Source organism: Enterobacter sp. MF024 (genome assembly GCF_005843915.1).
In the GTDB taxonomy this organism is placed as follows: Bacteria; Pseudomonadota; Gammaproteobacteria; order Enterobacterales; family Enterobacteriaceae; genus Enterobacter; species Enterobacter barmai.
In genome coordinates this window covers 427,777-454,776 of the sequence record NZ_VCBB01000001.1, presented here as the reverse complement: position 1 = coordinate 454,776, position 27,000 = coordinate 427,777, and the positions used below count along the sequence as shown (strand labels likewise).

Below are 27,000 nucleotides of genomic sequence, written 5' to 3'. Positions count from 1 at the left end.
GATATATAACGACAGTGACAGGTGTTAACCTGCCGCTAACCAATATCTGCAGAAAATAAAACGGTAACAAACTTTCTATAACCTACTGAAAATACCGCCTGTGATCCACAGCAAGAAAACACTTTTTATGCCTTTAACTGTCAAAAATAAGCGATCGGCATCTCAGACAGGCATATCTGCCTTTATTTATCCGCCAGGGCCGATGTTTAGCTCAGTCGAAGCGGGAAAAACACGATATAGCGCCAGCTAGAAACAACTTATTAACATTAAATCAACTTGTGAAAGTTATATGCTTTATTAGTTTTACTGGTCAAACGCGTGTTTTTTCAACATATCACTAAATGTTATAGATATTGTTCGTCCCCATCGCCATGGCCACAAAAAATGCCGCAGACAGCAGAGGGTGTTAAATGCAATAATCGTCAACGTTTTCAAATTAACAACTACACCAGTACCTGGTTTGCGTAAGGCGAAGGATTATTTTTATGAAGCTCAAGAACACTCTCCTGGCGTCAGCACTCCTTTCTGCGACCGCCCTGTCCGCCAACGCGGCGACAGAGTTAACGCCGGAGCAAGCGGCAGCAACGAAACCTTACGACCGCGTTATGATCGTAGGTCGTTTTAACTCAATTGGCGATGCGGTTAACGCTGCATCAAAACGCGCCGATAAAGAAGGCGCCGCTGCATTTTACGTGGTTGATAACTCTGACTACGGCGACAGCGGCAACCAGCGCGTGCTCGTTGCGCTGTATAAAGAAAATGCCCCGAAAGCCGATGAGGAGAAAAATCGCGTTATTAATGGCGTGACGGAACTGCCAAAAGACCAGGCCGTTCTCCTTGAGCCTTACGATACCGTCACCATTCAGGGCTTCTACCGCAGCCAGCCTGAAGTCAACGATGCCATTACCAAAGCCGCGAAAGCGAAAGGGGCTGACGCCTTCTATATCGTTCGCCAGATCGATGCAAACCAGGGCGGTAACCAGCGTATCACTGCCTATATCTACAAAAAAGACGCGAAAAAACGTATCGTCCAGAGCCCGGACGTTATTCCTGCTGACTCTGATGCCGGCCGTGCGGCTATCGCCAAAGGTGGCGAAGAAGCGAAGAAAGTTGAGATCCCAGGCGTGGCGACCAGCGCTGCACCGGCTGCCAGCGTTGCTGGCGTAGGCCGTTTCTTTGAAACGCAATCCACCAAAGGTGGCCGTTACAGCGTCACGCTGAATGACGGCACTAAAATTGAAGAGCTGAACAACGCCACTGCCGCGCAGATGGTGCCGTTTGACAGCATTAAATTTACCGGCAACTACTCCAACATGACCGAAGTCTCCTATCAGGTGGCGAAGCGTGCGGCGAAGAAAGGGGCCAAATATTACCACATCACCCGCCAGTGGCAGGAGCGCGGTAATAACATGACCATCAGCGCAGACCTGTACAAATAAGTAAAGTGTCTCATTCAGGCGGCCTGGTGCCGCCTTTTTTTTGCTTTTTAGCCAGATTTCGGCCCATCCTCATTGCATGCTTTCGTGACACTCCGTAAAATCCCGCGCCTTAGCGTGATCCACCATTTTTATGCGCTTCGACAAAATAATTATTCTGCTTTTGACCCCTTTTTAAACAGGATGCCAATGGAAAAGAAACTTGGCCTGAGCGCTTTAACTGCGCTTGTTTTAAGCTCCATGCTCGGTGCGGGTGTATTCAGTCTGCCGCAGAATATGGCCGCCGTGGCCAGCCCGTCTGCGCTGCTTATTGGCTGGGGGATCACCGGTGTAGGGATCCTGCTGCTGGCCTTCGCGATGCTGCTGTTAACGCGCATCCGTCCTGACCTTGATGGCGGCATTTTTACCTACGCCCGCGAAGGCTTTGGTGAACTGGTAGGTTTCTGTTCCGCCTGGGGCTACTGGCTGTGCGCGGTGATCGCCAACGTCTCTTATCTGGTGATCGTCTTTTCTGCGCTGAGTTTCTTTACCGATACGCCTGAACTGCGGCTGTTTGGCGACGGCAATACCTGGCAATCCATTGTGGGCTCCTCGGTGCTGCTGTGGGTCGTGCACTTCCTGGTGCTGCGGGGCGTGCAGACTGCGGCAAGCATCAACCTGGTCGCCACTCTGGCGAAGCTGGTGCCGCTGGGGCTGTTTATTGTGCTGGCGTTTATCGCGTTTCGTCTCGATCTCTTCAGCCTGGACTTTTCCGGCGTGGCGCTGGGCGTGCCGGTCTGGGAGCAGGTGAAAAACACCATGCTGATCACCCTGTGGGTGTTTATCGGGGTGGAAGGCGCGGTCGTGGTCTCGGCCCGCGCGCGCAATAAGCAGGATGTGGGCCGCGCCACGCTGCTGGCGGTGCTGGCCGCGCTGAGCGTCTATCTGCTGGTGACGCTGCTGTCTCTGGGCGTGGTGGCGCGTCCTGAACTGGCGGAGATGCGTAACCCGTCAATGGCGGGCCTGATGGTGAAGATGATGGGCTCCTGGGGCGAAGTGGTCATTGCTGCGGGTCTGATCGTCTCCGTGTGTGGAGCTTACCTGAGCTGGACCATCATGGCGGCCGAAGTGCCCTTCCTCGCCGCGACCCATAAAGCCTTTCCGCGTCTTTTCAGACATCAGAACAAGAACAATGCCCCGTCCGCGTCGCTGTGGTTGACCAACATTAGCGTGCAGGTTTGTCTGGTGCTGATCTGGCTCACAGGTTCTGACTATAACACCTTGTTAACCATCGCCTCTGAGATGATTCTGGTACCCTATTTCCTGGTGGGTGCATATTTGTTAAAAATAGCGACCCGACCGATGCATACTGTCGTGGGAATGGGTGCCTGCATTTACGGCTTATGGCTGCTCTACGCCTCCGGACCGATGCATCTGCTGCTCTCCGTCGTGCTCTACGCGCCGGGACTGCTGGTGTTTATTTACGCCCGTCGCACGCACCAGCTCCAGCACGCGCTGAAGCGTCGTGAAATCGTGCTGATTGGATTGTTACTGGTTGCCGCACTACCGGCAACGTGGATGTTGATGGGATAAGCGACCGCGTCCCATCGTCGAACGGATAAGGAGAACACGATGGGACAGGCAAAACCGCTCCCGATCCTGATTACTGGCGGAGGCCGTCGTATTGGCCTCGCGCTTGCCCACCATTTTTTGAATCTTCACCAGCCGGTGATTATCAGCTATCGCACGAAATATCCGGCGATAGAGACGCTTTGCGAGGCGGGTGCGACCTGTGTTCAGGCCGATTTTGCCACCGACGAAGGCATTATGGCCTTTGCCGAACGGATAAAAGCGGAAACTCCGGGATTACGCGCCATCATCCATAATGCCAGTGCATGGATGCCGGAGAGCCCTGAGACGCCGCTCAGCGAAACGCTCTCGTGCATGCTGCAGATCCACGTCCATGCCCCTTACCTGCTGAACCACGCTTTACAGGAGCTGCTGCGCGGTCACGGCCATGCCGCCAGCGACATCATCCACTTTACCGACTACGTGGTTGAGCGCGGTAGCGATAAGCACATTGCTTATGCCGCCAGTAAAGCTGCCCTGGACAACATGACCCGATCCTTTGCCCGCAAGCTGGCACCGGAGGTCAAAGTTAACGCCATCGCTCCGTCGCTGATTATGTTTAACGAACACGACGATGCCGACTATCGTCAGCAGGCGCTGAACAAGTCCCTGATGAAAATCGCCCCGGGTGAAAAAGAGGTGATTGATTTAATCGACTACATTCTGACCAGCTGCTACGTCACCGGCCGGTCATTTGGCGTGGATGGCGGACGGCCGCTGCGTTAGTGAAAGCGGCTCCAGAAGAAGATTAACACCCAGGCGCTGAGGCTCCAGCAAACAACCGCTCCGCCCAGCGCCAGGGGCAAACGCATTATTCCGGTGAAATACCATAGCGAGAGCAGATAGATAAAATAGGGAATAATCGACCACATGCCAAAGACGATGGTCGCCCGCAGCGCCTCAATGCCGCGCTCAGAGGCGACAATATAGTGGGCGATTAAAGCAAAGGTCGGAAACAGCGGGATCAGCCCGGCTATATAGTAGTTTTTGGTTTTCGCCAGCACTCCAATCAGTAACACCACCAGCGCGCCAATCGCCGCCTTAATCAGCAGTCCCATCCCTTTCTCCTTAACAATTCAATAACAGTGCCGGGCAGCATAACGGAACGGCAACATTTTGCGAATGATTAATGGAAGGTTAAGGTTGCGCGGTGTATGTTGGCGTTTTCTGCAGACACAGACTTTGAATGAACAAGATCGTATACGTTGAGGATGAACCCGAAGTAGGCCAGCTGATAGCCGCTTACCTGGGTAAACATGATATTGAAGTCATCGTCGAACCGCGCGGCGACCGTGCTGAAGAGGTGGTGGCGCGGGAAAAACCCGATCTGGTGCTGCTGGATATTATGTTGCCCGGCAAAGACGGCATGACCCTGTGCCGGGATCTGCGCGCCCGCTGGCAGGGCCCGATTGTGCTGCTCACCTCTCTCGACAGCGACATGAACCATATCTTGTCTCTGGAAATGGGCGCCAACGACTACATCCTGAAAACTACCCCTCCGGCAGTGCTGCTGGCGCGTGTGCGCCTGCATCTGCGCCAGCATGTTGCCACCTCCAGCGAAACCCCGGCCCCGCAACTCACTCCGCATAAAGCGCTGCGTTTCGGTACGCTTTCCATCGACCCGGTGAATCGTCAGGTGCTGCTTTCCGGCGAGCAGGTGGCATTGTCGACGGCGGATTTCGATCTGCTGTGGGAGCTGGCGACCCATGCCGGGCAGATTATGGACCGGGACGCGCTGCTGAAAAACCTGCGCGGCGTCAGCTACGATGGCATGGACCGCAGCGTGGACGTGGCGATCTCCCGCCTGCGCAAGAAACTGCTGGATAACGCCACCGAGCCGTTCCGCATTAAAACCGTGCGTAACAAGGGCTATCTCTTCGCGCCCCACGCCTGGGACATGTAAAGCGGCTGCCGCCAAGGTAAGCGGCCTCATTCATTATCCTTCCCCTGGTGATTAACCTTTTGCTACCGCCCTCATAATATGTATTATGTTATAACATAACATTTATGGGGAAGGTAACGTGTTTATCAAATACAGCGCAATGGCATTAGTGCTTGCGACACTGGCGCAACCGGCGATCGCCGCAACAACTTATCCGCTGACGGTAGAAAACTGTGGGGTAAAGGAGACCTTTACCCAGGCTCCACAGCGGGTAGTGACGGTGGGGCAACACGAGACGGAACTGCTGCTGGCGCTGGGGCTTGAGAAGAAAATCAGCGCGACCTCGGTCTGGTTTGGCCCGCTGCCCAATGCGCTTTCAGAGCAGGGTAAGGCGCTGAAAAAGCTGGCAGATAACGCCCCTTCCTTTGAAGCGGTCACCGCGCAAAATCCCGATCTGGTTCTGGCGCAATATCACTGGCACATCGGGCCGCAGGGGGAAACCGGCACCCGGGAACAGTTTGCTTCCCTTGGCATTCCGACGTGGATCTCCCCTGCCGACTGCATCGGCAAAAGCGTCACCGACAGCTCGAATGCCGACGGAGCGCGCAGCACGCCTTTCTCCATCGCGGAGATCGAGCGTGAGATCAGCGAACTGGCAGCAATATTCGATGTTCAAGCCCAGGGTAAAGCGCTTAACGCGGCGCTGAAACAGCGTATTGCGAAAGCTCAGACCCTGGCGGCTACGCAGCAGACCCGCCCTCTGAAAGTGGTGTTCTGGTTCTCCAGCAGCCGTCTGAAAGGCGATCCCTGGGTGGCGGGCGATTATGGCGCGCCGGGCTGGATCAGCAACACGCTGGGGCTGAAAAACATTATTGATTCACATGATGAATGGCCCGCCGTCACCTGGGAACATATCGCCCAGGCGCAGCCGGACGTGATCGTTATCGCCGAAATGTCCCGTCGGCTCTACCCCGCCGATGACGTGGCGGTTAAAAAGGCATTTTTAAACGACGATCCGGTGACCCGAAACATCCCCGCCGTAAAAAACGGTCACATCATTGTGGTGCCCGCGATGTCACTCAATCCCTCACTGCGTAATGTCGATGCCGTCGAGGCCATCGGCGAAAAACTGGCGACTTATCAGGCTGAACGATGAGCATGCTGACTCTGCGCGCCACCTTTACCCTGCCACGCTGGCGGCAGGGTAGCCTGCTGGCTGTCGGGTTACTGACCCTGCCGCTGATGCTGGTTTTCGCCGCCACCGTCGGGGATATGCCGGTGTCATATGGAAATGCGGGGAAAGCCATTCTTAACGGCCTGGGTCTGGGAAACTATGCCATGCCTCAGGTCGAGGAAGGGATTGTCTGGCAGTACCGCATGAGCCGGGCGCTGATGGCGGCCTGCAGCGGCGGCGGACTGGCGCTCTGCGGCCTGGTGATGCAGGCGATCCTGCGTAACCCGCTGGCGGAGCCGTATTTACTGGGGATCTCCTCCGGCGCCTCACTGGGTGCCGTCTGCGTGATGCTGCTCGGGATCGGCGGCGGCGCGCTGGGCATCAGCGGCGGGGCCTTTATCGGCGCCTGCTGCGCATTCGGGCTGATCATGCTGATCACCCACGGCATGACCGACAGCCCGCCCCGCATCCTGCTGGCGGGTATTGCCGGGACGCAGCTCTTCAACGCCATGACCGCGTACATTGTCAGCACCTCCGCCAACGCCGAGCAGTCGCGTAGCGTTATGTTCTGGCTGCTGGGTAGTCTGAGCGGCGTGCGCTGGCCGGATGCGCTGCTGGCACTGGGGGTGGTTCTGGCCGGGTTCATCGTGATCTTCGCCTTTTCACGCTCGCTGGATACCTTCACCTTTGGCGATGAAGTCTCCACCACCCTGGGCGTGCCGGTGACTCTGGTACGCATCATCCTGCTGCTCACCTGCGCCCTGGTGACGGCGGTGATGGTCAGTATTATTGGCGCAGTGGGGTTTGTCGGGCTGGTGATCCCGCATATCACCCGGATGCTGTGCGGCCCCGGGCACCGCCGCGCTGTTCCCCTGACCTTCCTGGTCGGGAGTCACTTTATGATCCTCGCGGATGTGGTTTCCCGCACGCTGATTACCCACCAGGTGCTGCCGATTGGCGTGGTCACTGCGCTAGTGGGCGCGCCTGCCTTTGTCGTTCTGCTCTATCGCAGCCGGGAGAAAAGAGTATGACTATTTCATTGAGAGAGCTGCAGGTTACCCTGCAGTCCCGTAAGGTGCTTCAGGATATCAATCTGGAGCTAGGGAGCGGCGAGATCGTCGGTCTGCTCGGGCCAAATGGCTCGGGGAAATCAACGCTGCTGCGCTGTCTGGCCGGGTTAATCCCACGGCATGCGCACCATATTCAGTTTGATGGCACTCCGCTCAATAAAATCTCCGTGCGGGATCGGGCAAAACAGCTGGCGTTTGTCCCCCAGCATGCCGGGGTGGATGGCGATCTCAGCGTGGAGCAAATTGTCCGGCTGGGGCGCACGCCGCACCGCCGGGGACTTTTTGGCTGGAGCGAGAGCGACAACCAGGCGGTGGAGAACGCCATCCATCAGATGAAGCTCTCTGCCCTGCGTCACCGGCTCTGGCGGCAGCTTTCAGGCGGCGAGCGGCAGCGCTGTCAGATTGCCCGCGCCCTGGCCCAGCAGCCGCGCGTGTTGATCCTCGATGAGCCCACCAACCATCTGGATATCGAGCATCAGCTGGAGCTGATGACGTTGATCACCCGGTTGCCCATTACGGTGGTGGTGGCGCTGCACGATCTTAATCTCGCCGCCAACTACTGCCATCGGCTGGTCCTGCTGAAATCCGGCAAGGTGATAGCCAGCGGGCCGCCGGATACCGTGCTGACGCCAAATATGATTGAAAATGCCTGGCATGTGCAGGCAAACGTGATGAAGCAAGACGAAACCTTCAACATTCGCTATGCCATGAGGCAGCCCATTGCGTAAAGTATGCGATGCCCGTTCAGGGAAAATGATTCTTAAGACCGGGCGGCATTGTTAACGCGTTGTATTTGGGTGATATTTCATGAAAAAACTGTTCGTTCAGTTTTACCTCCTGCTGTTTGTCTGCTTCCTGGTGATGACCATGCTGGTCGGGCTGGTCTACAAATTCACCGCCGAGCGGGCGGGCAGACAGTCGCTGGATGATTTGATGAAAAGCTCGCTCTACCTGATGCGCAGCGAACTGCGTGAGATCCCCCCTCACGACTGGGCGCGGACCATCAAAGAGCTGGATCTGAATCTGTCCTTCAAACTGCGCATCGAGCCGCTGAAGAAATACACCCTCGATGCCCCGACGATGCAGCGACTGCGTCAGGGCGACATTGTGGCTCTGGACGATCAGTACACCTTCATTCAGCGAATTCCGCGCAGCCATTATGTGCTGGCGGTCGGCCCGGTGCCCTATCTCTACTTCCTGCATCAGATGCGCCTGCTGGATATCGCCCTGCTGGCCTTCATCGCCATTTCCCTCGCCTTCCCGGTGTTTATCTGGATGCGTCCCCACTGGCAGGACATGCTGCGTCTGGAAGCTGCCGCCCAGCGTTTTGGCGATGGGCACTTAACCGAGCGTATCCATTTCGACAGCGGTTCCAGCTTTGAGCGCCTGGGGGTAGCGTTTAACCAGATGGCGGACAACATCAACGCCCTGATCGCCAGCAAAAAACAGCTGATTGACGGCATCGCCCACGAACTGCGTACCCCGCTGGTACGACTGCGTTACCGGCTCGAGATGAGCGAAAACCTGACCGAGGCGGAGTCCCTGGCGCTGAACCGCGATATCAGCCAGCTCGAGGCGCTGATTGAGGAGCTGCTGACCTACGCCCGCCTCGACCGGCCGCAGAACGAGCTGAAGCTCACCACCCCGGACCTGCCCGCCTGGCTGCGCAGCTACGTGGAGGATGTGCAGAGCGTGAACCCGCAGCGCACGCTGCTGATCAACAGCATGGACGGCGATTACGGCGCGCTGGATATGCGGTTGATGGAGCGCGTGCTGGATAACCTGGTCAACAATGCCTTGCGCTACAGCGATAACCGTCTGCGAATTTCATTGCAGCTGGACGGCAGCCGCGCCAGTTTGTCGGTGGAAGATGATGGCCCGGGCATTGCGCCAGAGGCCCGCCAGCGCGTTTTTGAGCCGTTCGTGCGTCTCGACCCGAGCCGCGACCGCGCCACCGGCGGCTGTGGCCTGGGTTTGGCGATCGTTCACTCCATCGCCCAGGCGCTGGGCGGCGACGTCAGCTGTGAAGCCAGCGACCTCGGCGGAGCCCGTTTCTGCTTTAACTGGCCCGTGTGGCACCACATCGCCCTGCCCATCCCTGACTGACCTAAACCGCACGCTGGCCTGACCCGGCGTGCTGTGCTATAAATTCAGTATGTTGTAACTATTATGGTGTGCAATGGCTACTTACGATTTGATCGAACGCTTAAACTCCACCTTCCGCCAGATGGAGCACGAGCTGGCGGAATTAACGCCCGAACTCCAGGCCTGCCGGTTGCTGGCCGGGCGCGTCTTCTCCCTGCCGGATGTCGCCAAAGGCGCCGAGCACGATCCGCTCAACGCCATCGCGGTGAAGCAGCATCTCAGTCAGGAGGCGCTGACGATGGCCCTCCAGCACTATCGGCATCTGTTTATTCAGCAGCAGTCCGAGACCCGCAGCAGCAAGGCCGCCGTGCGCCTGCCGGGGGTGATCTGCCTGCAGACCGATGCCGCGCACCGGGAGCAACTTACCGCCCGCATCGCCAGCATTAACGCCCTGAAAGCAGAATTTGAAAAAATCGTTACCGAAGAGTCGGGCCTCGCACCTGCCGCCCGTTTCGAGTGGGTGCACCATCAGCTGCCGGGATTGATTACCCTTAACGCTTATCGCACGCTGACGGTCATTAACCACCCCGCCACCCTGCGCTTCGGCTGGGCCAACAAGCACATCATCAAAAATTTCACCCGGGATGAGGTGCTGGAGATGCTGGAGAAAAGCCTGAAATCGCCGCGCGCCCAGGCGCCCTGGTCGCGGGATCAGTGGGTTGAACGTCTGGAAGCGGAGTACACCGCCATCCACGCGCTGCCCGCGGATGCCCGGCTCAAGATCAAACGGCCGGTGAAGGTGCAGCCCATTGCCCGCGTCTGGTATGCCGGTCAGCAAAAGCAGGTGCAGTACGCCTGCCCGACGCCGCTTATCGCGCTGTACGATGCGGATCAGGGGGCGGTGATCCCGGATATCGGCGAGCTGCTGAATTACGATGCTGACAACGTTCAGCATCGTTATAAACCCCAGGCGCAGCCGCTGCGCTTAATCATTCCGCGGCTGCACCTGTACGTGGCGGAGTGACTATTTCAGGCTGCCGACCATCTCTTGTGGGCGTACCCAGCTGTCGAACTCGGCCTCGGTGAGATACCCCAGCGCCAGCGCGGAGGCTTTCAGGGTCAGCCCCTCTTTGTGCGCTTTTTTGGCGATTTCTGCCGCCTTGTCGTAGCCGATGTGGGTGTTGAGCGCCGTCACCAGCATTAGCGACTCATTGAGCAGCTGGCTGATGCGCTCGCGGTTAGGCTCAATGCCCACCGCGCAGTGCTCGTTAAAGCTCTCCATTCCGTCAGCCAGCAGACGCACCGACTGCAGGAAGTTATGGATGACCATCGGACGGTAAACGTTAAGCTCAAAGTTGCCCGATGCGCCGCCCATATTCACCGCCACGTCGTTGCCCATCACCTGACAGCAGAGCATGGTCATGGCTTCGCACTGGGTCGGGTTGACCTTACCCGGCATGATGGAGCTGCCCGGCTCATTCTCGGGGATGCTGATCTCGCCGATGCCGCAGCGCGGGCCGGAGGCCAGCCAGCGCACGTCGTTGGCGATTTTCATCAGCGAGGCCGCCAGCCCTTTCAGCGCCCCGTGGGCATGCACCAGCGCATCACAGGTGGCCAGCGCTTCGAACTTATTCGGCGCGGTGACAAACGGCTGCCCGGTGATGGAGGCCAGCTCTTTTGCCACGCGCACCGCGTACTCGGGATGGGTGTTAAGCCCGGTCCCCACCGCCGTACCGCCCAGCGCCAGCTCCGCCAGATGCGGCAGGCTGTGGTCGATGTGCCGCAGGTTGTGCTCGAGCATCGCTACCCAGCCGGAAATCTCCTGGCCGAGGGTCAGCGGCGTGGCATCCTGCAGATGGGTACGGCCAATTTTGACGATATCGGCAAAGGCCTGGGATTTGTCGTGGAGGGTCTGCTTCAGCACGTTCAGCTGCGGGATCAGCTGCTCGCGCAGGGCGATCAGCGCCGCCACGTGCATCGCCGTCGGGAAGACGTCGTTGGAGCTCTGGCTTTTGTTGACGTCGTCATTCGGGTGGATCTTGCGCTCCATGCCGCGCACCCCGCCGAGCAGTTCACTCCCACGGTTCGCCAGCACCTCGTTCATGTTCATGTTGCTTTGGGTGCCGGAGCCGGTCTGCCAGATGGCGAGCGGGAACTCATCGGGATGTTTACCGGCCAGCACTTCATCGGCGGCGGTGATGATAGCGGTGGCTTTTTCCGCCGCCAGCAGGCCTAAATCCTGGTTGACCTTCGCCGCAGCGCGTTTGGTCAGCGCCAGGGCCTGGATCAACGAGACCGGCATTTTTTCAGTGGAGATACGGAAATGTTCCAGCGAACGCTGGGTTTGTGCGCCCCAGAGTTTGTCCTGCGGGACGTCGATGGCACCCATCGAATCTTTCTCACTGCGTGAGGTGGTCATACTTTCTCCTTGATAACAACGAAGTGGGTTGCTCACAGCTCAAAGAAACAAGTATTGATGAGATCGGGAAAAGGGTATGGCGCTTTGTGCGCTCTTTTTGTTGCCGGGCTTGTGCCGGGTGGCGCTGCGCTTACCCGGCCTACATGTTCAGTAGGCCGGGTAAGGCGAAGCCGCCACCCGGCAGGTTTTTCAAACTACTTCACGCACGCCGAACACTGGGACGACTGGATCTGCTTGAAGAAGTCGTTACCTTTGTCATCCACAAGGATAAACGCCGGGAAGTCTTCCACTTCAATTTTCCAGATAGCCTCCATACCCAGCTCCGGGTACTCAACGCACTCCAGGCTCTTGATACTGCCCTGCGCCAGCACTGCGGCCGGGCCGCCGATACTGCCGAGGTAGAAGCCGCCGTGTTTGTGGCAGGCGTCGGTCACCTGCTGGCTGCGGTTGCCCTTCGCCAGCATGATCATGCTGCCGCCGTTGGCCTGCAGCTGGTCGACGTAGGAGTCCATACGCCCGGCAGTGGTCGGGCCCAGGGAGCCAGACGCATAACCGTCCGGCGTTTTGGCCGGGCCTGCGTAGTAGATCGGGTGATCCTTAACGTACTGCGGCAGCCCTTCGCCGTTATCCAGACGCTCTTTCAGCTTCGCGTGGGCGATATCGCGGCCCACGATGATGGTGCCGTTCAGCGACAGACGGGTAGAGACCGGGTACTGAGAAAGCTGGGCCAGGATCTCGTTCATCGGACGGTTCAGGTCGACGTGTACCGCCTCGCCCTCGCCCGCTTTACGCAGCTCTTCAGGAATGTACTTGCCTGGGTTGTTTTCCAGCTTTTCAATCCAGATCCCGTCGCGGTTGATTTTGGCTTTGATGTTGCGGTCCGCCGAGCAGGAGACGCCCATGCCCACCGGGCAGGAAGCGCCGTGACGCGGGAGACGGATCACGCGAATGTCGTGGGCGAAATATTTGCCGCCGAACTGCGCGCCGAGGCCGAGGTTCTGCGCTTCCACCAGCAGCTCCTGCTCCAGCTGTACGTCGCGGAACGCCTGGCCGTGCTCGTTACCTTCGGTCGGCAGGCCATCGTAGTATTTGGTGGAGGCCAGCTTCACGGTTTTGAGGGTGCTTTCTGCCGAGGTGCCACCGATGACAAACGCAATATGGTACGGCGGACAGGCGGCGGTGCCGAGGGTGCGCATCTTCTCCACCAGGTAGTTCTTCAGCTTGCCTGGAGTCAGGAGCGCTTTGGTCTCCTGATAGAGGTAGGTTTTGTTGGCGGAACCACCACCCTTAGCGATGCACAGGAATTTGTATTCGTCGCCATCCACGCTGTAGAGGTCGATCTGCGCGGGCAGGTTAGTGCCGGTATTGACCTCTTTGTACATATCCAGCGCGGCGTTTTGCGAATAGCGCAGGTTGTCTTCGATATAGGTGTTGTACACGCCGCGCGCCAGGGCAGCTTCATCGCCGCCGCCGGTCCAGACGCGCTGGCCTTTTTTACCGGTGATAATGGCGGTGCCGGTATCCTGGCAGGTCGGCAGAATGCCTTTCGCCGCGATATCGGAGTTACGCAGGAACTGCAGGGCCACGTACTTGTCGTTTTCACTGGCCTGCGGATCGCTGAGGATATCCGCGACCTGCTGCTGGTGCGCCGGGCGCAGCATAAACGAGGCGTCGTGGAAAGCCTGCTGCGCCAGTAAGGTCAGCGCCTGCGGCTCAACTTTCAGGATCTCCTGTCCTTCAAACTCGGAGACAGAAACGTGGTCGCGGGTTAACAGGTAATATTCGGTCTGATCCTTGGCCAGCGGGAAAGGATCTCGGTAATGGAAGGGTTTATTCGACATTGATCTCTCACTTACTGCTTCGGTCTGTTTATTTAGAGCAGATGTTCCGCTGCCCTGCTTAAAAGCGAGTTAGCCTATCCTACACAATTTTTTAACAAAAACTGAGACTAGTACGACTTTTTCCGCGTGCAGGTTACATCCGTGCGGTTTATTGCTTTAATACGGGCAGATAATTCCACATATGAAACAGGGCTTGATAATGCAAAAACTCATCAACTCAGTGCAGAACTACGCCTGGGGAAGTAAAACTGCGTTAACGGATCTCTACGGTATCGCCAACCCGGACAACCTGCCGATGGCAGAATTGTGGATGGGGGCGCACCCGAAGAGCAGCTCAAAAATTGAAGATGCCCGGGGCGTGCGTTCCCTGCGTGAGGTTATTGATGCCGATAAAACCACGCTGTTGGGCGGTGCCGTCGCCGAACGTTTTGGCGAACTGCCATTCCTCTTCAAGGTGCTTTGCGCCGATCAACCGCTCTCCATTCAGGTTCACCCGAACAAGCAGGCCTCCGAAGAGGGCTTTGCGAAAGAGAACGCGGCCGGTATTCCGCTGGATGCCGCCGAACGTAACTACAAAGATCCCAACCACAAACCGGAACTGGTTTTTGCCCTGACCCCGTTCCTGGCAATGAACGCCTTCCGCGAGTTCTCTGAGATCGTCTCCCTGCTGCAGCCGGTCGCCGGGGCGCACAGCGCCATCGCCCACTTCCTTGAAAAGCCGGATGCCGATCGCCTGAGCCACCTCTTCGCCAGCCTGCTCAATATGCAGGGCGACGAAAAATCCCGCGCCCTGGCGGTGCTGAAAGCGGCTCTGAACAGCCAGAAAGGGGAACCCTGGGAGACTATTCGCGTCATTTCAGAATTTTACCCGGACGACAGCGGTCTCTTCTCTCCGCTGCTGCTGAACGTGGTGAAACTGGAGCCGGGCGAAGCGATGTTCCTGTTTGCCGAAACGCCGCACGCCTACCTTAAAGGCGTGGCGCTGGAGGTGATGGCGAACTCCGATAACGTCCTGCGTGCGGGGCTGACGCCAAAATACATCGACATTCCTGAACTGGTGGCTAACGTCAAATTCGTCGCCAAACCGGCCGCTGAGTTGCTTACCCAACCGGTGAAAAACGGCGCAGAGCTGGACTTCCCGATTCCGGTGGATGACTTTGCTTTCTCGCTGCATGACCTCGGCAGCGACGAGACCCGTATCGCCCAGCAGAGCGCGGCCATTCTGTTCTGCGTTGAGGGCGAAGCCGTGCTGAGCAAGGGTGACGAGCGCCTGGTGCTGAAGCCTGGCGAGTCAGCCTTTATTGCGGCGAATGACTCTCCGGTCAGCGTCAGCGGCGTGGGTCGTCTGGCGCGGGTTTTCAACAAGCTTTAGTGAACCGCTGAATTTTTTAACAATTATTGCTAAGCTATTGGTAATCTTATGACCTCACCGGGCGGTTTTCACCGCTCGGTTTCATTTTAGGGATAATCACGATGAAAAAATCGGTTGTAGCTGCAGGCGTTATTGTTGCTTTAGGGCTGGTCTGGACGGGCGCGGCCTGGTACACAGGGAAACAGCTGGAGAGTCGTCTGTCAGAGATGGTGGCGCAGGCGAACGGTGAGCTTAAGCGTACCGCACCGGAAGCCGGGCTGGAGCTGAGCTATCAGGATTATCAGCGCGGCGTGTTCAGCAGCCATCTGCAGATGGTCGTTAAGCCGGTTGCCGGCAGCACAAATCCGTGGCTGCAGCCGGGGCAAAGCCTGGTGCTGAACGAAGAGGTCGACCACGGCCCGTTCCCGCTGGCCCAGCTGAAAAAGTTCAACCTGATCCCTTCTATGGCCTCGGTGAAGTCGACTCTGGTCAACAACGAAGCCTCTAAGCCGCTGTTCGATCTGGCGAAGAATGAGTCGCCGTTCGAAATTAATACCCGCATCAGCTATGCCGGTGACACCCGTTCCGATATCGCCCTGAAAGCGCTGAATTACGAGAATGGCGACGAGAAAGTGGCGTTCAGCGGCGGCAACTTCCAGCTTGATGCCGATCGCGACGGCAAAAACGTCACGCTGAAAGGCGAAGCGGCAAGCGGCCTGGTCCACGCGGTGAACGAGTACGATCAGAAAGTCCAGCTGACCTTCAATAACCTGAACATCGATGGCAACAGCCGTCTGACCAGCTTTGACGAACGCATCGGCGATCAGAAACTGACCCTTGATAAAATGGCTATCGCCATCGAAGGCAAAGAGATGGCGGTGCTGGAAGGCACGGATCTGAAAGCGACTGCGGATCTGTCTAAAGATGGCAAGAGCATCAACAGCCAGCTGGATTACAGCCTGAAGAGCCTGAAAGTGCAGAATCAGGACCTGGGTACCGGCAAGCTGACGCTGAAAATCGGCAATATCGACGGTCAGGCGTGGCACCAGTTCAGCCAACAGTACCGCGCCCAGAGCCAGGCGCTGCTGGCGGATAAAGAACTGATGACCAATAACCCGGCGCTCTACCAGCAGAAAGTGGCCGAGGCGTTCTTCGGCAATCTGCCGATCCTGCTTAAAGGCGAGCCGGTAATCACTCTCGCCCCGCTGAGCTGGAAAAACAGCAAAGGCGAAACCAACTTCAACCTCTCGCTGTTCATGAAAGATCCGGCCACCGCGACGGGTGAAGCCCAGACCCTGGCCCAGGAAGTGGATCGCAGCGTGAAATCGCTGGAGAGCAAGCTGACCATCCCAATGGACATGGCGACCGAGTTCATGACCCAGATTGCGAAGCTGGAAGGCTACAACGAGGATGACGCCGGGAAGCTGGCCAGCCAGCAGGTGAAAGGCCTGGCGGCGATGGGACAGATGTTCCGCATCACCACCGTGGAAGATAACGTCATCAGCACCAGCCTGCAGTACAGCAATGGTCAGGTGACGCTGAACGGTCAGAAAATGCCGCTGGAGGAGTTCGTTGGCATGTTCGGCGTACCGGCCCTGAACCTGGCGCCACCGGCCGAGCCTGCGGCACCAGCAGTACCGCCAGCGCCGGCCGCTCCGGCAGCACCTGCGGTTCCTCAGCAGTAACGGTTTAACCCCTCTTCGGAGGGGTTTTTTATTGCCGCTTATCCTTTCCAGCCGGTAAGGAAATCCAGCAGCAGGGCATTGACCTTCTCCGGCTGCTCTTCCTGCGGCAGATGACCACACTCCTCAATGGCATACGCCCTGAGATCGTCCGCCATTTCCGCCCAGACGCTTTGCATATCGAACAGCTTTCCGACGGCGTGGAAATCATTGCCCCACAGCGACATCACCGGGCAGGCAATTTTGACGTCAGCATCGGCAAGATCCTGCGCCACATCCTCCGCGTTAGCGCGATAATCCGCCATGGCCCCGCGCACGGCTCCGGGGGCCTGATACGCCCGGACGTAGGTATCAAATGCCTCGCCGCTGATGGTTGACGGATCAAAGGTCCAGTCCGAGAAGAAGTGACGCAGCCAGATATGCTCCCGACCGGCAATCAGGGCTTCCGGCAGATCGGGCACCAGGTGGAACAGAAAGAACCAGTACGCCCGGGCGATGGAGGCATTTAAATCGCGGGCAACGATACGCGTCGGGACGTTGTCCATCACCACCAGACGGTCCACCAGCTCCGGATAATCTTTCGCAAAGCGGGTTGCGACCCGCGCCCCACGGTCGTGCCCCACCAGCACCACTTTTTCCAGCCCCAGCGCGCGCATCAGCTCCCGGATATCCCGCGCCATATTGCGTTTATCGTAGCCGGAGGCGGGTTTATCGGTTTCCCCGTAGCCACGCAAATCCGGAGCGATTACCCGGTAGTGTTTTGACAGAACAGGGATCTGATAGCGCCAGGCGTAGTGGGTTTCCGGAAAACCGTGCAGCAGGATAACCGGCGCGCCTTCCCCCTCCTCAACCACAAACTGACGGATGCCATTTGCCATAACGGTATAACTTTTCATCTTTATTCTCTCGCCTTATTTCAACAGTGGCACATCGGCCGCACGCTGGTACGGGCCGTAGTTCGCCGGATTCCAGCTGTAACCCTGCGGGATTGTGGAGAGCTGGCCGATCCCCGGAAAGGCCAGATGCGCCGCCGCCAGCCACTCGCCATCTTTCGCCAGGGCGTTAAATTCTTTTTCACGGGACGCGGAGGCTTTCTTCGCGTCCACGTCAAAGCGAATCGTCACTTCAGGGTGCGGGAACTGCACGGCGGGCGCATGGATCAGATCGCCAATGAAGTTAACGGCCTTCCCTTCTGAGGCAAAGCGGTAGAGGGTGCTGCCAGGAGTGTGGCCGGTGGCATAGGCGGTCTGGACCTCCGGAATGGGCGAGGCGGGCGGTACGAAGGTTTTCAGCCGTCCGGCCGCTTTATAGGCTGCCAGGGCATCCCGGGCGATGGCGAAATACTCCTTCGCATTCGCGGGGGCACTGGCTTCTTTCGCCGGATCCAGCCAGTAGTCGGCCTCCCCCTGCGGCACGTAAACCGTGGCATTGGAGAACAGCGCTTTACCGGCTGCATCGCTCAGACCGCACACATGATCCAGGTGAAGGTGGGTCAGGAAGATGGTGTCAACCTGCTCGGGGCGATACCCGGACGCCGTCATATTGGGGATCAGCTGTCCGGCGGTTTGCGGTACACAGTGGCCCGCCCCGCTGTCAATCATCACCAGATGTTTCCCGGTATTGATCAGAAAGGCGTTAAAGGAGGTGGGCATGCGCTCTGCATCAATCTTATGTTGCGCCAGCAGCTCGCGTATTTTGCTGGCCGACAGGCCTTTTAATAAGGAGGGCGAGAGATCGTTGTAGCCGTCAAACAGCGCCGTGACTTCATAGGCTCCGACAGCCAGGCGGTAATATCCCGGCACCTGCTGTTTAATCTGGGCGGGCGCATCAGCCAGGACGGCGCTGGCCACAAACAGGCTGCTGAGGGCTAAAACTGCGGTCATCTTTTTCATCTTCACTCCGAATTCACCGTTAATCTGAATGTGAAGTGACTATGGCGCTATAACGACAATTAGTGTAGATGTGTAATTTGATAGGCCAGTATAACGAGAAACGAGATAATGAGACTGGAAGAGGTAGAAGTGTTCGTGGAAGCGATCAAAGCGGGCAGTCTGGCGGGCGCCGCGCGTCGGCTGTCGATGAGCGCCATGGCGGCTTCGCGGTGCCTCAATAATCTGGAGGCGGAGCTTGGAGTCCGGCTGGTGCATCGCACCACGCGCTCCCTTTCCCCCACCAGCGACGGCGCGGTTTTTTTGCCCCATGCCCAGGCGCTGCTGGAGGACAAAACCAATGCTCTTGCCGATCTGTTTCCTGACGGCACCCACCTTACCGGGCGGCTGCGCATCACCGCCTCGGCGGCGTTTGGGCGGAAGATCATCGCCCCGATGCTGCCCGACTTTATGCGCCAGCATCCTGCCCTGCAGGTGGATCTGCTCGCCACCGATGAACAGGTTGATATTGTCGCCAGAGGAATCGACGTGGCGTTACGTATCGCCCCGCTGCGGGACAACCGTCTGGTGGCGCATCGCCTGTGCGATAACCCCCGCGATTTGTGCGCCAGCGCTGAATATCTGGCGGCGAACGGCTATCCGAAAACCCTCAGCGATCTGGCGACGCACAGCTGCTTAACCACCTCCGATACCACCCACTGGGCGTTTGACCAGGGCGGGCAGCGCAGCAAACAGAAGGTGTCCGGGCGATTTTCGGCGAACTCCATTGAGGCGATCTTTGAGGCGTGTCTGGGGGGAATGGGTATCGCCAACCTCTCCCGCTGGTACGTTGAGCCCGCCCTGGCGCAGGGCCAGCTTGAGCGGATCGTGCTGGAGGATGCCCAACCGGAGGCCCTGGCCGTCTGGGCCGTTTACCCGACGTCGCGACTGATCCCGGTGAAGGTACGTAAGTTTGTTGAAGCCCTTGAGGCGCGGCTGGCGATGAACCCGCTCACGCCATAAGCGTAACGCTATTTCACCGTCACCAGCCGGGCTGAAACGATCTGGTGCCCGGCCTGCACGTCGGATTTCTCGATGCGCTGCATAATGCGGTCTGCCAGGGTGTAGCCCATTTCGCGCGCGGGCGTGGTCGCCCAGACGATGGGCAGATCGTCCAGCGCGTTCTCTGACACATCCGCAAAGGCGCCGAGCGCCACCTGATGACCGAAGAAGGTTTCAACTCCGCCTTCCCCACTTTGTCGTCCGGCACGGATCAGGCCAAACCAGGCCCCCATGGCGATGACGTCGTTGTAGCAGATCACGGCGCTGATGGTCGGGCTGGCGCGCAGCAGTGCATTTATCGCCTCTGCCGCCTGCTTCTGGCTGGAGCCGCACTCCACCACCCACTCGCTGTGGAACGGCAGCCCGTATTTAATCAAGGTCGCGCAGTAGCCGCCCACCCGTTCGGCGCGGGTCAGCGACGAGCTTTGCCCGCCCAGCCAGGCAATGCGCTGATGGCCGCGATGAATAAGATGTTCGGTCAGCATTTGCGCCGCCTGCATGTTGTCCGGGCGCAGAGTATCCGCTTCGTCCAGATAGCTGGCGCGGGAGGCAAACACCAGCGGAACGCCCTTCTGTGCGGCCCGCTCGCACAGCTCATTACTCACCCCGGAGGCTCCGGCGACGATCACGCCATCCACCCCTTGCGTCAGCAGCATGTCGAGACGCTGGAGCAGCTGGTCGGCCTCGCGCCCGCCGGCCAGCAAAAAGACCATCCGCCCCTGGGCTTCCAGCGCTTCCGTCAGGCCTGCGGTGAGCTCAGCATAAAACGGCGACGTGAGGTCGCGGACGATCAGGCCAATCACCCCGCTTTGCCCACCCCGCAGGGCGGATGCCTGGCGGTTGCGGACAAAACCGAGTTGCTCAACCGCCTCGTTGACGCGCTGGCCCGTTGCGGGAGAGATGCGTCCTTTACCGCTCAGAACCAGTGAAACCGTGCTGACGGAAACCCCCGCCGCCAGCGCGACGTCGTTGATGGTGATCTTTTTCGCTACAGCCATGTGGTGGCGTGACTCCCTGATAATGAGATCGCTAAAACGTTTTATCAATACGTTATCTTTATACTCTCTGCCAAAGCCTGAGAATGTGATTTAGCGCGCACTAAACTTTGATAAAACGTTTTATCTTCTCGCAGCACTGAGACAGGTAAACTTATTTTAACAATAAAGGAGTCGTTTTATGACGGCGAAAGCAGCACAAAAAATCTCGCTGTGGGAGTTTTTCCAGCAACTGGGTAAAACCTTTATGCTGCCCGTGGCTCTGCTCTCCTTCTGCGGGATCATGCTGGGGATCGGCAGTTCGCTCAGCAGTCACGATGTCGTTACCCTGATCCCGGCGCTGGGGAATCCCGTGCTGCAGGCGATCTTCATCTGGATGAGTAAGGTCGGCTCCTTTGCCTTTAGCTTCCTGCCGGTGATGTTCTGTATCGCTATCCCGCTGGGGCTGGCGCGCGAGAACAAAGGCGTGGCGGCGTTTGCCGGCTTCGTTGGCTATGCGGTGATGAACCTGGCGGTCAACTTCTGGCTGACCGCGAAAGGTATTCTGCCGACCACCGACGCGGCGGTGCTCAAAGCCAACAACATTCAGAGCGTAATTGGTATTCAGTCTATTGATACCGGGATCCTCGGAGCGGTGATCGCAGGGGTGATTATCTGGATGCTGCACGAGCGTTTCCACAATATCCGCCTGCCGGACGCGCTGGCCTTCTTCGGCGGTACCCGCTTTGTGCCGATTATCACCCTCGTGGTAATGGGTCTGTTTGGTCTGATCATTCCGCTGATTTGGCCTGTCTTTGCCATGGGCATTACCGGCATTGGCCGTATCATTAACAGCGCGGGGGATTTCGGTCCGATGATCTTCGGCACCGGGGAACGCCTGCTGCTGCCGTTTGGACTCCAGCATATTCTTGTCGCCCTGATCCGCTTCACCGAAGCGGGCGGCACCATGGACGTATGCGGTCACGATGTGAGCGGCGCGCTGACCATCTTCCAGGCGCAGCTGAGCTGCCCGACCACCCACGGCTTCTCGGAGAGCGCCACCCGCTTCCTCTCCCAGGGTAAAATGCCTGCCTTCCTCGGCGGCCTGCCGGGTGCGGCACTGGCAATGTACCACTGCGCCCGTCCGGAAAACCGTCATAAGATTAAAGGCCTGCTGATCTCCGGCGTTATCGCCTGCGTGGTAGGCGGCACCACCGAGCCGATCGAGTTCCTGTTCCTGTTCGTGGCGCCGGTGCTGTATCTGATTCACGCCGTGCTGACCGGTCTGGGCTTCACCACCATGGCGGTGCTGGGCGTGACCATCGGCAACACCGACGGCAACGTGATCGACTTCGTGGTGTTCGGTATTCTTCATGGCCTGTCGACCAAGTGGTATCTGGTACCGGTAGTGGCCGCTATCTGGTTTGCGGTGTACTACGGCATCTTCCGCTTCGCCATCACCCGCTTTAACCTTAAAACGCCGGGACGTGATATCGATAACGCGGCAAGCGTGGAACAGGCCGTGGCAGGCGTCACCGGCAAATCCGGCTACAATACCCCGGCAATCCTCGCGGCGCTGGGCGGTGCGGATAACATTACCTCGCTGGACAACTGCATCACCCGTCTGCGTCTGTCGGTAGCGGATATGTCCAAAGTGGATACCAACGCCCTGAAGGCCAACCGCGCCATCGGCGTGGTGCAGCTTAACCAGCACAATTTGCAGGTAGTGATCGGCCCGCAGGTACAGTCAGTGAAAGATGAGCTGGCGACCCTGATGCGAACAGTAGAAGCCTGATGCCTCAGCCCCCTCACCTGAGGGGGTTTTCTTTTAAGGACACGTTATGTTTGATTTTTCAGCCGTCGTGGATCGTCACGGCACCTGGTGTACCCAGTGGGATTACATTGCGGACCGCTTCGGCACCGCCGATCTGCTGCCCTTTACCATCTCGGATATGGATTTCGCCACCGCCCCCTGCATCATCGACGCCCTGCAATCGCGCATCGGCCACGGGGTGTTTGGCTACAGCCGCTGGAAAAACGACGAATTCCTTGCCGCGGTGGCACACTGGTTCCGCCAGCGCTTTAACAGCACCATCGACACCAACGCCATCGTCTACGGTCCGTCGGTGATCTATATGGTGTCGGAGCTGATCCGCCAGTGGTCAGCGCCCGGCGACGGCGTGGTGATCCACACCCCGGCCTACGACGCGTTTTACAATGCCGTGGCGGGCAATCACCGTCAGGTGGTCTCCGTTGGCCTGCATAAAACGCCTGCTGGATGGCAGTGCGACATGGCGGAACTGGAAGCGGTGCTGGCCCAGCCGCAGAACACTGTTTTACTGCTTTGCAGCCCGCACAACCCCACCGGCAAGGTCTGGACCCGGGATGAGCTGAAAACCATGGCGGAACTGTGCACGCGTTACGGCGTAGCGGTGATCAGCGATGAGATCCATATGGATATGGTCTGGGGCAACCACCGGCATACCCCGTGGTGCGAGGTGGCCCGCAGCAAATGGGCCTTGCTGACCTCGGGCTCCAAGAGCTTTAACATTCCCGCCCTCACCGGGGCTTACGGGCTTATTGGCGACGAGGCCAGCCGCACGGCGTATTTACAGGCGCTGAAGGGACGCGACGGGCTCTCTTCGCCGTCGGTGCTGGCGCTGGTGGCGCACATTGCCGCTTATGAGCAGGGTGAGGCCTGGCTGGATGCGCTGCGCGGGTATCTGGAGGCCAATTTGCAGTATGTGGCCGACAGGCTCAACGCCGCCTTCCCCGCGTTAAACTGGCAGCCGCCGGAAGCGACCTATCTGGCGTGGGTCGATCTCCGCCCGCTCAACATTGATGACAAAGCGCTGCAAAAGGTGCTGATTGAGCAGCAAAAGGTGGCGATTATGCCGGGCTATACTTACGGCGAAGAGGGTAACGGTTTTATCCGCCTTAACGCCGGATGCCCGCGCAGCAAGCTGGAGCAAGGCGTCGAACGCCTGATTGCCGGGATCAACGCCCTGCGGTGATCCTGTTGCGCAACGGATATTTATCTTGCGCAAATAGCTTTTTCATCGTTTTTGTTTTTATAATGTGTCGCACTTCTACTAATAAAGAGTGCGACCATGATTGATACCACCCTCCCGCTAACTGACGTTCACCGCCACCTTGACGGCAACATCCGCGCCCAGACCATTCTGGACCTTGGTCGTCAGTATAATTTAACCCTGCCCGCACAAACCCTGGAGACACTGATCCCGCATGTGCAGGTTACGGAAAACGAGCCGGATCTGGTCAGCTTTTTGAGCAAACTCGACTGGGGGGTAAAAGTTCTCGCCTCGCTGGACGCCTGCCGTCGCGTCGCCTTTGAAAATATCGAAGATGCCGCGCGCAACGGTCTGCACTACGTCGAGCTGCGTTTCTCCCCAGGCTATATGGCGATGACCCATAACTTGCCGGTCGACGGTGTAGTAGAAGCGGTGATCGCAGGCGTTCGCGAAGGGTGCAAAACCTTTAACGTTGAAGCGCGTCTGATCGGGATCATGAGCCGCACCTTCGGCGAAGCCGCCTGCCTGCAGGAGCTTGAAGCCCTGCTGGCGCACCGGGACGGTATCACTGCGGTGGATCTGGCCGGTGATGAGCTGGGCTTCCCGGGCAGCCTGTTCCTTTCCCACTTCAACCGCGCCCGTGATGCTGGCTGGCACATCACCGTCCATGCCGGTGAAGCGGCGGGCCCGGAGAGCATCTGGCAGGCTATTCGTGAGCTGGGTGCCGAGCGAATCGGTCACGGCGTGAAGGCGGTGGAAGACAGGGCCCTGATGGACTTCCTGGCCGAACAGCGCATCGGGATCGAATCCTGTTTAACCTCCAACATTCAGACCAGCACCGTGGCGACGCTGGCGCACCATCCGCTGAAAACCTTCCTCGAGCATGGGGTACTGGCGTCCTTGAACACCGACGATCCGGCGGTTCAGGGTGTGGATATCATTCATGAGTACAACGTGGCTGCCTCGCTGGCAGGACTGAGCCGGGAGCAGATCCGCCAGGCGCAGATCAACGGGCTGGAGATGGCATTTTTAACGCCGGCCGAGAAGCAGGCGCTGCGCGACAAGGTCGCACGCGGATAAGAAAACGCCCGGCACTGCCGGGCGTTGTTTTTTATGCCAGACAGAGAGTCGCGCGATGTTTCGCCGACTCGATACCCAGCTCAATCAGCTCCATAATCTGAATCGCCTGACTGGCCGGAACCGGGTTTTCCCCGTCGCCGTTCAGCGCATCGCGAATACCGGCGTAATAGGCCGGATAGTTGCCCGGCAGCGTCAGCCAGGTCTCTTCCACGAGTTCTTCGCCTTCGACGCGGGTCAGCACACCATCACGCATGTCGTAACCCCAGTCCTCCTGCGGCAGACGTTCGCCGTTCTTCAGACGATCTTCCTGTGGGTCGAGACCAAACTTCACATAGCTGCCGCGGGTGCCGTGGACGATGTAACGCGCGGATTCCGCCGCGGCCACCATGGTGCCGTGCAGCACAACGCGACGCTGCGGGTAGCTCAGCACCGCATGGAAATAGTCCGTCGCCTGCGCGCCAGGACGCAGCTGGGCCAGATCGACGTTCAGGCTCACCGGCAGACCAAACAGGTTGACGGCCTGGTCGAGAAGATGCGGAGCCAGATCGTACCAGATGCCGCTGCCCGGGCCTGCCTGCTCACGCCAGCGGTTACGCACCTGGGGACGGAAACGGTCGAAATGGGATTCAAAAAATGCCACTTCCCCGAGGGAGCCGTCGGCAATCAATGCCTTAACGGTGAGGAAATCGCTGTCCCAACGACGGTTGTGGAACACGGAGAGCAGTTTACCCAGGCTTTTCGCCAGCGCATCCAGCTCGCGCGCCTGTGACAACGTCACGGTGAACGGTTTATCCACGACCACATGCTTGCCTGCTTCCAGGGCCGCTTTCGCCAGCGGGAAGTGGGTGTCGTTCGGCGTCGGGATGACGATCAGATCGATAGTCGGATCGTTAAAAAGATGCTTCGGCTCGGAAACCACCGGCACGTTTGGCCAGTCGGCGTGGACTTTTGTCGCATCGCTGCTGGAAATTGCTGCCAGCTCCATCCCCGGAGTGCCATCAATCAGCGGGGCGTGAAACGTTTTACTCGCATAACCATAACCTATTAATCCAACACGGATTTTGTCGCTCATGAAATCGCCTCTCATCTTTTGACACTCATATTTCACACTATCTCTTCTCACCTCACAATAGATTAATCTGGCACTCCTCGCTTTAAAGCAACACAAGCAATCAGTAATTTCTGATTAACATTTATAACTCGCTGAATACAATCGTAAAACATCAATGCAAAGCGCTTGCCGGAAGGCATAGCGCGCTGTAAAATTCTGGATCTGTATTTATGGATAAAACAAATAACGAATCATGACGACAATAATTAATCGAATTATCGAGTTAGCAGGGTGGATTGTGCTGGGCGTGTCGGTGATATTGCTGGGCATTGCCAGCCATATTGATAACTACCAGCCGCCAGAACCGGTGAATACGGTCAATCAAGCCAAGCCTCATGCACTGATCAAAAATAGTGACATATGATGTCAGTTGCTTATTGCCAGCCGTCATGAACAGCGTTACCCTTCTTCGCCAGGCGTCGGCCGACGCCTGATTTCGTCAGCAAAGAATATTCTTAATTTTGCCGATGCGTTTCTGCAAAATGTTTACGTCTTATTTGAACCGTTTATTATTCGACCGAATTACTCTTTTGGTATTACTCACTCGTATATGGAAAATTATTAAAATGACAGTTCAGGACTATTTATTAAAGTTTCGCAAAATTAATTCCCTTGAAAGTCTGGAAAAGCTCTTTGATCACCTGAATTATACCCTGAATGATAATCAGGAGATTATCAGCATGTACCGCGCCGCCGATCACCGTCGCGCAGAGCTGGTCTCTGGTGGACGCCTGTTCAACGTCGGCGAAGTGCCTAAGTCAGTGTGGCGTTACGTGCTCTAAAAGGATACTCATTCCCCGGAAATGTTATATACTCTCGCCCCTGCTAATTTGCGGTTCGCGCTTTAATGACTTCGGGAGAGAACATGACCACTACGGCTGGAGAAAGAATTGGCGGCTGGTTACTTGCTCCGCTTGCCTGGCTGCTGGTTGCATTATTAAGTGCCTCGCTGGCCCTGGTACTTTACTCTACTGCGTTAATTACGCCGCACGCGTTAAAGACGCTTGGTGCGCAAAATACGACTGCTATTGTCATGTGGTTTATTTCCTTCGCCTTCGCGATTGCCATGTGGTACTACACGCTGTGGCTGACCATTGCGTTTTTCAAACGCCGCTGCAGTGTGCCTAAGCACTATATTATCTGGCTGCTTGTCTCCGTATTGCTGGCCGTGAAGGCCTTCGCTTTTTCGCCGGTATCCGATGCGCTGGCGCTGAGACAACTTCTCTTCCCACTGCTGGTGACCGCGCTGTTTGTGCCCTACTTTAAGCGCTCGGCACGTGTGAAGAACACCTTTGTGAACCCGTAATAACCTTACAGTTAACCTG

General features: G+C 57.7%; 25 protein-coding genes. 18 read left to right on the top strand and 7 right to left on the bottom strand.

All coding sequences use genetic code 11. The annotated features are described in order from the left end of the window. Nucleotides 1–485 precede the first annotated feature (485 nt). The 3 genes from ydgH to folM all read left to right on the top strand — a co-directional run bounded on the left by ydgH (nt 486) and on the right by folM (nt 3,770). Entirely contained in the window at nt 486–1,439 is a 954-nt protein-coding gene (ydgH, locus tag FFB58_RS02375; RefSeq protein WP_039029190.1) for a DUF1471 family protein YdgH, read from the top strand. 186 nt (nt 1,440–1,625) lie between these two features. Further along, the gene (locus FFB58_RS02370) at nt 1,626–3,008 is read left to right on the top strand and encodes an amino acid permease (RefSeq protein ID WP_138368856.1); all 1,383 of its coding nucleotides are present in this window, start codon (nt 1,626–1,628) and stop codon (nt 3,006–3,008) included. Between the two features lie 39 nt (nt 3,009–3,047). Then, complete coding sequence (gene folM / locus FFB58_RS02365) at nt 3,048–3,770, top strand: dihydromonapterin reductase (protein ID WP_138368855.1); 723 nt, start codon at nt 3,048–3,050, stop codon at nt 3,768–3,770. Here folM and FFB58_RS02360 read toward each other — a convergent pair. Next, nucleotides 3,767–4,102 carry a GlpM family protein gene (locus FFB58_RS02360; RefSeq protein WP_039029187.1) on the bottom strand — a complete coding sequence of 112 codons (336 nt, stop codon included), beginning with the start codon at nt 4,100–4,102 and terminating at the stop codon, nt 3,767–3,769. The two genes, folM and FFB58_RS02360, sit on opposite strands and share 4 nt — an antisense overlap. 128 nt (nt 4,103–4,230) lie before the next feature. Between FFB58_RS02360 and rstA the strand changes: the two genes are divergently transcribed. From rstA to tus, 6 genes are all read left to right on the top strand, one after another. After that, nucleotides 4,231–4,947, top strand: a complete 717-nt coding sequence (gene rstA / locus FFB58_RS02355; protein WP_039029186.1) for a two-component system response regulator RstA — start codon at nt 4,231–4,233, stop codon at nt 4,945–4,947. A gap of 139 nt (nt 4,948–5,086) precedes the next feature. Then, nucleotides 5,087–6,082, top strand: coding sequence for an ABC transporter substrate-binding protein (locus FFB58_RS02350; RefSeq protein ID WP_138369237.1), 996 nt, complete (start codon nt 5,087–5,089; stop codon nt 6,080–6,082). Next, the gene (locus FFB58_RS02345; protein ID WP_205735734.1) at nt 6,079–7,131 is read left to right on the top strand and encodes an iron chelate uptake ABC transporter family permease subunit; all 1,053 of its coding nucleotides are present in this window, start codon (nt 6,079–6,081) and stop codon (nt 7,129–7,131) included. The genes FFB58_RS02350 and FFB58_RS02345 overlap by 4 nt, the downstream gene beginning before the upstream one ends. Beyond that, nucleotides 7,128–7,898 (top strand): ABC transporter ATP-binding protein, encoded by a 771-nt coding sequence (locus FFB58_RS02340; protein ID WP_039029184.1) that lies wholly within the window; start codon nt 7,128–7,130, stop codon nt 7,896–7,898. Before FFB58_RS02345 ends, FFB58_RS02340 begins: the two co-directional genes overlap by 4 nt. A 79-nt stretch (nt 7,899–7,977) precedes the next feature. Then, nucleotides 7,978–9,276: a two-component system sensor histidine kinase RstB gene (gene rstB, locus FFB58_RS02335; protein ID WP_138368854.1), complete on the top strand. Its 1,299-nt coding sequence runs from the start codon at nt 7,978–7,980 to the stop codon at nt 9,274–9,276. Nucleotides 9,277–9,349: 73 nt separating this feature from the next. After that, nucleotides 9,350–10,279, top strand: coding sequence for a DNA replication terminus site-binding protein (gene tus / locus FFB58_RS02330; RefSeq protein ID WP_138368853.1), 930 nt, complete (start codon nt 9,350–9,352; stop codon nt 10,277–10,279). On the opposite strand, the gene fumC is transcribed toward tus, so the two are convergent. Together fumC and fumA are read right to left on the bottom strand one after the other, a co-directional pair. After that, nucleotides 10,280–11,674 carry a class II fumarate hydratase gene (fumC, locus tag FFB58_RS02325; protein WP_138368852.1) on the bottom strand — a complete coding sequence of 465 codons (1,395 nt, stop codon included), beginning with the start codon at nt 11,672–11,674 and terminating at the stop codon, nt 10,280–10,282. Nucleotides 11,675–11,868: 194 nt separating this feature from the next. After that, nucleotides 11,869–13,515: a class I fumarate hydratase FumA gene (gene fumA, locus FFB58_RS02315; RefSeq protein ID WP_138368851.1), complete on the bottom strand. Its 1,647-nt coding sequence runs from the start codon at nt 13,513–13,515 to the stop codon at nt 11,869–11,871. Nucleotides 13,516–13,714: 199 nt separating this feature from the next. Here fumA and manA point away from each other — a divergent pair, with 199 nt between their 5' ends. Next, a complete protein-coding gene (gene manA / locus FFB58_RS02310; protein WP_039029179.1) occupies nt 13,715–14,887 on the top strand; it encodes a mannose-6-phosphate isomerase in 1,173 nt (390 codons plus the stop codon). A gap of 101 nt (nt 14,888–14,988) precedes the next feature. Beyond that, the gene (locus FFB58_RS02305; protein ID WP_138368850.1) at nt 14,989–16,551 is read left to right on the top strand and encodes a YdgA family protein; all 1,563 of its coding nucleotides are present in this window, start codon (nt 14,989–14,991) and stop codon (nt 16,549–16,551) included. Nucleotides 16,552–16,589: 38 nt separating this feature from the next. Here FFB58_RS02305 and FFB58_RS02300 read toward each other — a convergent pair whose 3' ends face one another. Together FFB58_RS02300 and FFB58_RS02295 are read right to left on the bottom strand one after the other, a co-directional pair. Further along, nucleotides 16,590–17,444, bottom strand: coding sequence for an alpha/beta hydrolase (locus tag FFB58_RS02300; RefSeq protein WP_039029177.1), 855 nt, complete (start codon nt 17,442–17,444; stop codon nt 16,590–16,592). Between the two features lie 15 nt (nt 17,445–17,459). Next, nucleotides 17,460–18,431 carry an MBL fold metallo-hydrolase gene (locus FFB58_RS02295; RefSeq protein WP_286172443.1) on the bottom strand — a complete coding sequence of 324 codons (972 nt, stop codon included), beginning with the start codon at nt 18,429–18,431 and terminating at the stop codon, nt 17,460–17,462. 117 nt (nt 18,432–18,548) lie between these two features. Here FFB58_RS02295 and FFB58_RS02290 point away from each other — a divergent pair, with 117 nt between their 5' ends. Further along, nucleotides 18,549–19,439: a LysR family transcriptional regulator gene (locus FFB58_RS02290; protein ID WP_138368848.1), complete on the top strand. Its 891-nt coding sequence runs from the start codon at nt 18,549–18,551 to the stop codon at nt 19,437–19,439. An 8-nt stretch (nt 19,440–19,447) separates the two neighbouring features. Here the strand turns inward: FFB58_RS02290 and FFB58_RS02285 are convergent, their stop codons facing one another. Beyond that, complete coding sequence (locus tag FFB58_RS02285) at nt 19,448–20,476, bottom strand: Mal regulon transcriptional regulator MalI (protein WP_039029174.1); 1,029 nt, start codon at nt 20,474–20,476, stop codon at nt 19,448–19,450. A gap of 178 nt (nt 20,477–20,654) precedes the next feature. On the opposite strand from FFB58_RS02285, the gene malX reads away from it, so the two are divergent. The 3 genes from malX to add all read left to right on the top strand — a co-directional run bounded on the left by malX (nt 20,655) and on the right by add (nt 24,564). Continuing rightward, nucleotides 20,655–22,247, top strand: a complete 1,593-nt coding sequence (gene malX / locus FFB58_RS02280; RefSeq protein ID WP_138368847.1) for a maltose/glucose-specific PTS transporter subunit IIBC — start codon at nt 20,655–20,657, stop codon at nt 22,245–22,247. Between the two features lie 46 nt (nt 22,248–22,293). Beyond that, nucleotides 22,294–23,466, top strand: coding sequence for a MalY/PatB family protein (locus FFB58_RS02275; protein WP_138368846.1), 1,173 nt, complete (start codon nt 22,294–22,296; stop codon nt 23,464–23,466). Nucleotides 23,467–23,562: 96 nt separating this feature from the next. Further along, on the top strand, nt 23,563–24,564 hold the full coding sequence (gene add / locus FFB58_RS02270; protein WP_138368845.1) for an adenosine deaminase: 1,002 nt from the start codon (nt 23,563–23,565) through the stop codon (nt 24,562–24,564). 31 nt (nt 24,565–24,595) lie between these two features. On the opposite strand, the gene FFB58_RS02265 is transcribed toward add, so the two are convergent. Next, the gene (locus FFB58_RS02265; protein WP_138368844.1) at nt 24,596–25,636 is read right to left on the bottom strand and encodes an oxidoreductase; all 1,041 of its coding nucleotides are present in this window, start codon (nt 25,634–25,636) and stop codon (nt 24,596–24,598) included. A gap of 244 nt (nt 25,637–25,880) precedes the next feature. Here FFB58_RS02265 and blr point away from each other — a divergent pair, with 244 nt between their 5' ends. The 3 genes from blr (at nt 25,881) to FFB58_RS02250 (ending at nt 26,981) form a co-directional block, all read left to right on the top strand. Next, nucleotides 25,881–26,039: a division septum protein Blr gene (gene blr / locus FFB58_RS02260; RefSeq protein ID WP_171029932.1), complete on the top strand. Its 159-nt coding sequence runs from the start codon at nt 25,881–25,883 to the stop codon at nt 26,037–26,039. Nucleotides 26,040–26,241: 202 nt separating this feature from the next. Continuing rightward, the gene (gene ydgT / locus FFB58_RS02255; protein ID WP_039029168.1) at nt 26,242–26,457 is read left to right on the top strand and encodes a transcription modulator YdgT; all 216 of its coding nucleotides are present in this window, start codon (nt 26,242–26,244) and stop codon (nt 26,455–26,457) included. Nucleotides 26,458–26,540: 83 nt separating this feature from the next. Beyond that, a complete protein-coding gene (locus FFB58_RS02250) occupies nt 26,541–26,981 on the top strand; it encodes a DUF2569 domain-containing protein (RefSeq protein ID WP_138368843.1) in 441 nt (146 codons plus the stop codon). The last annotated feature ends 19 nt before the right edge of the window (nt 26,982–27,000 follow it).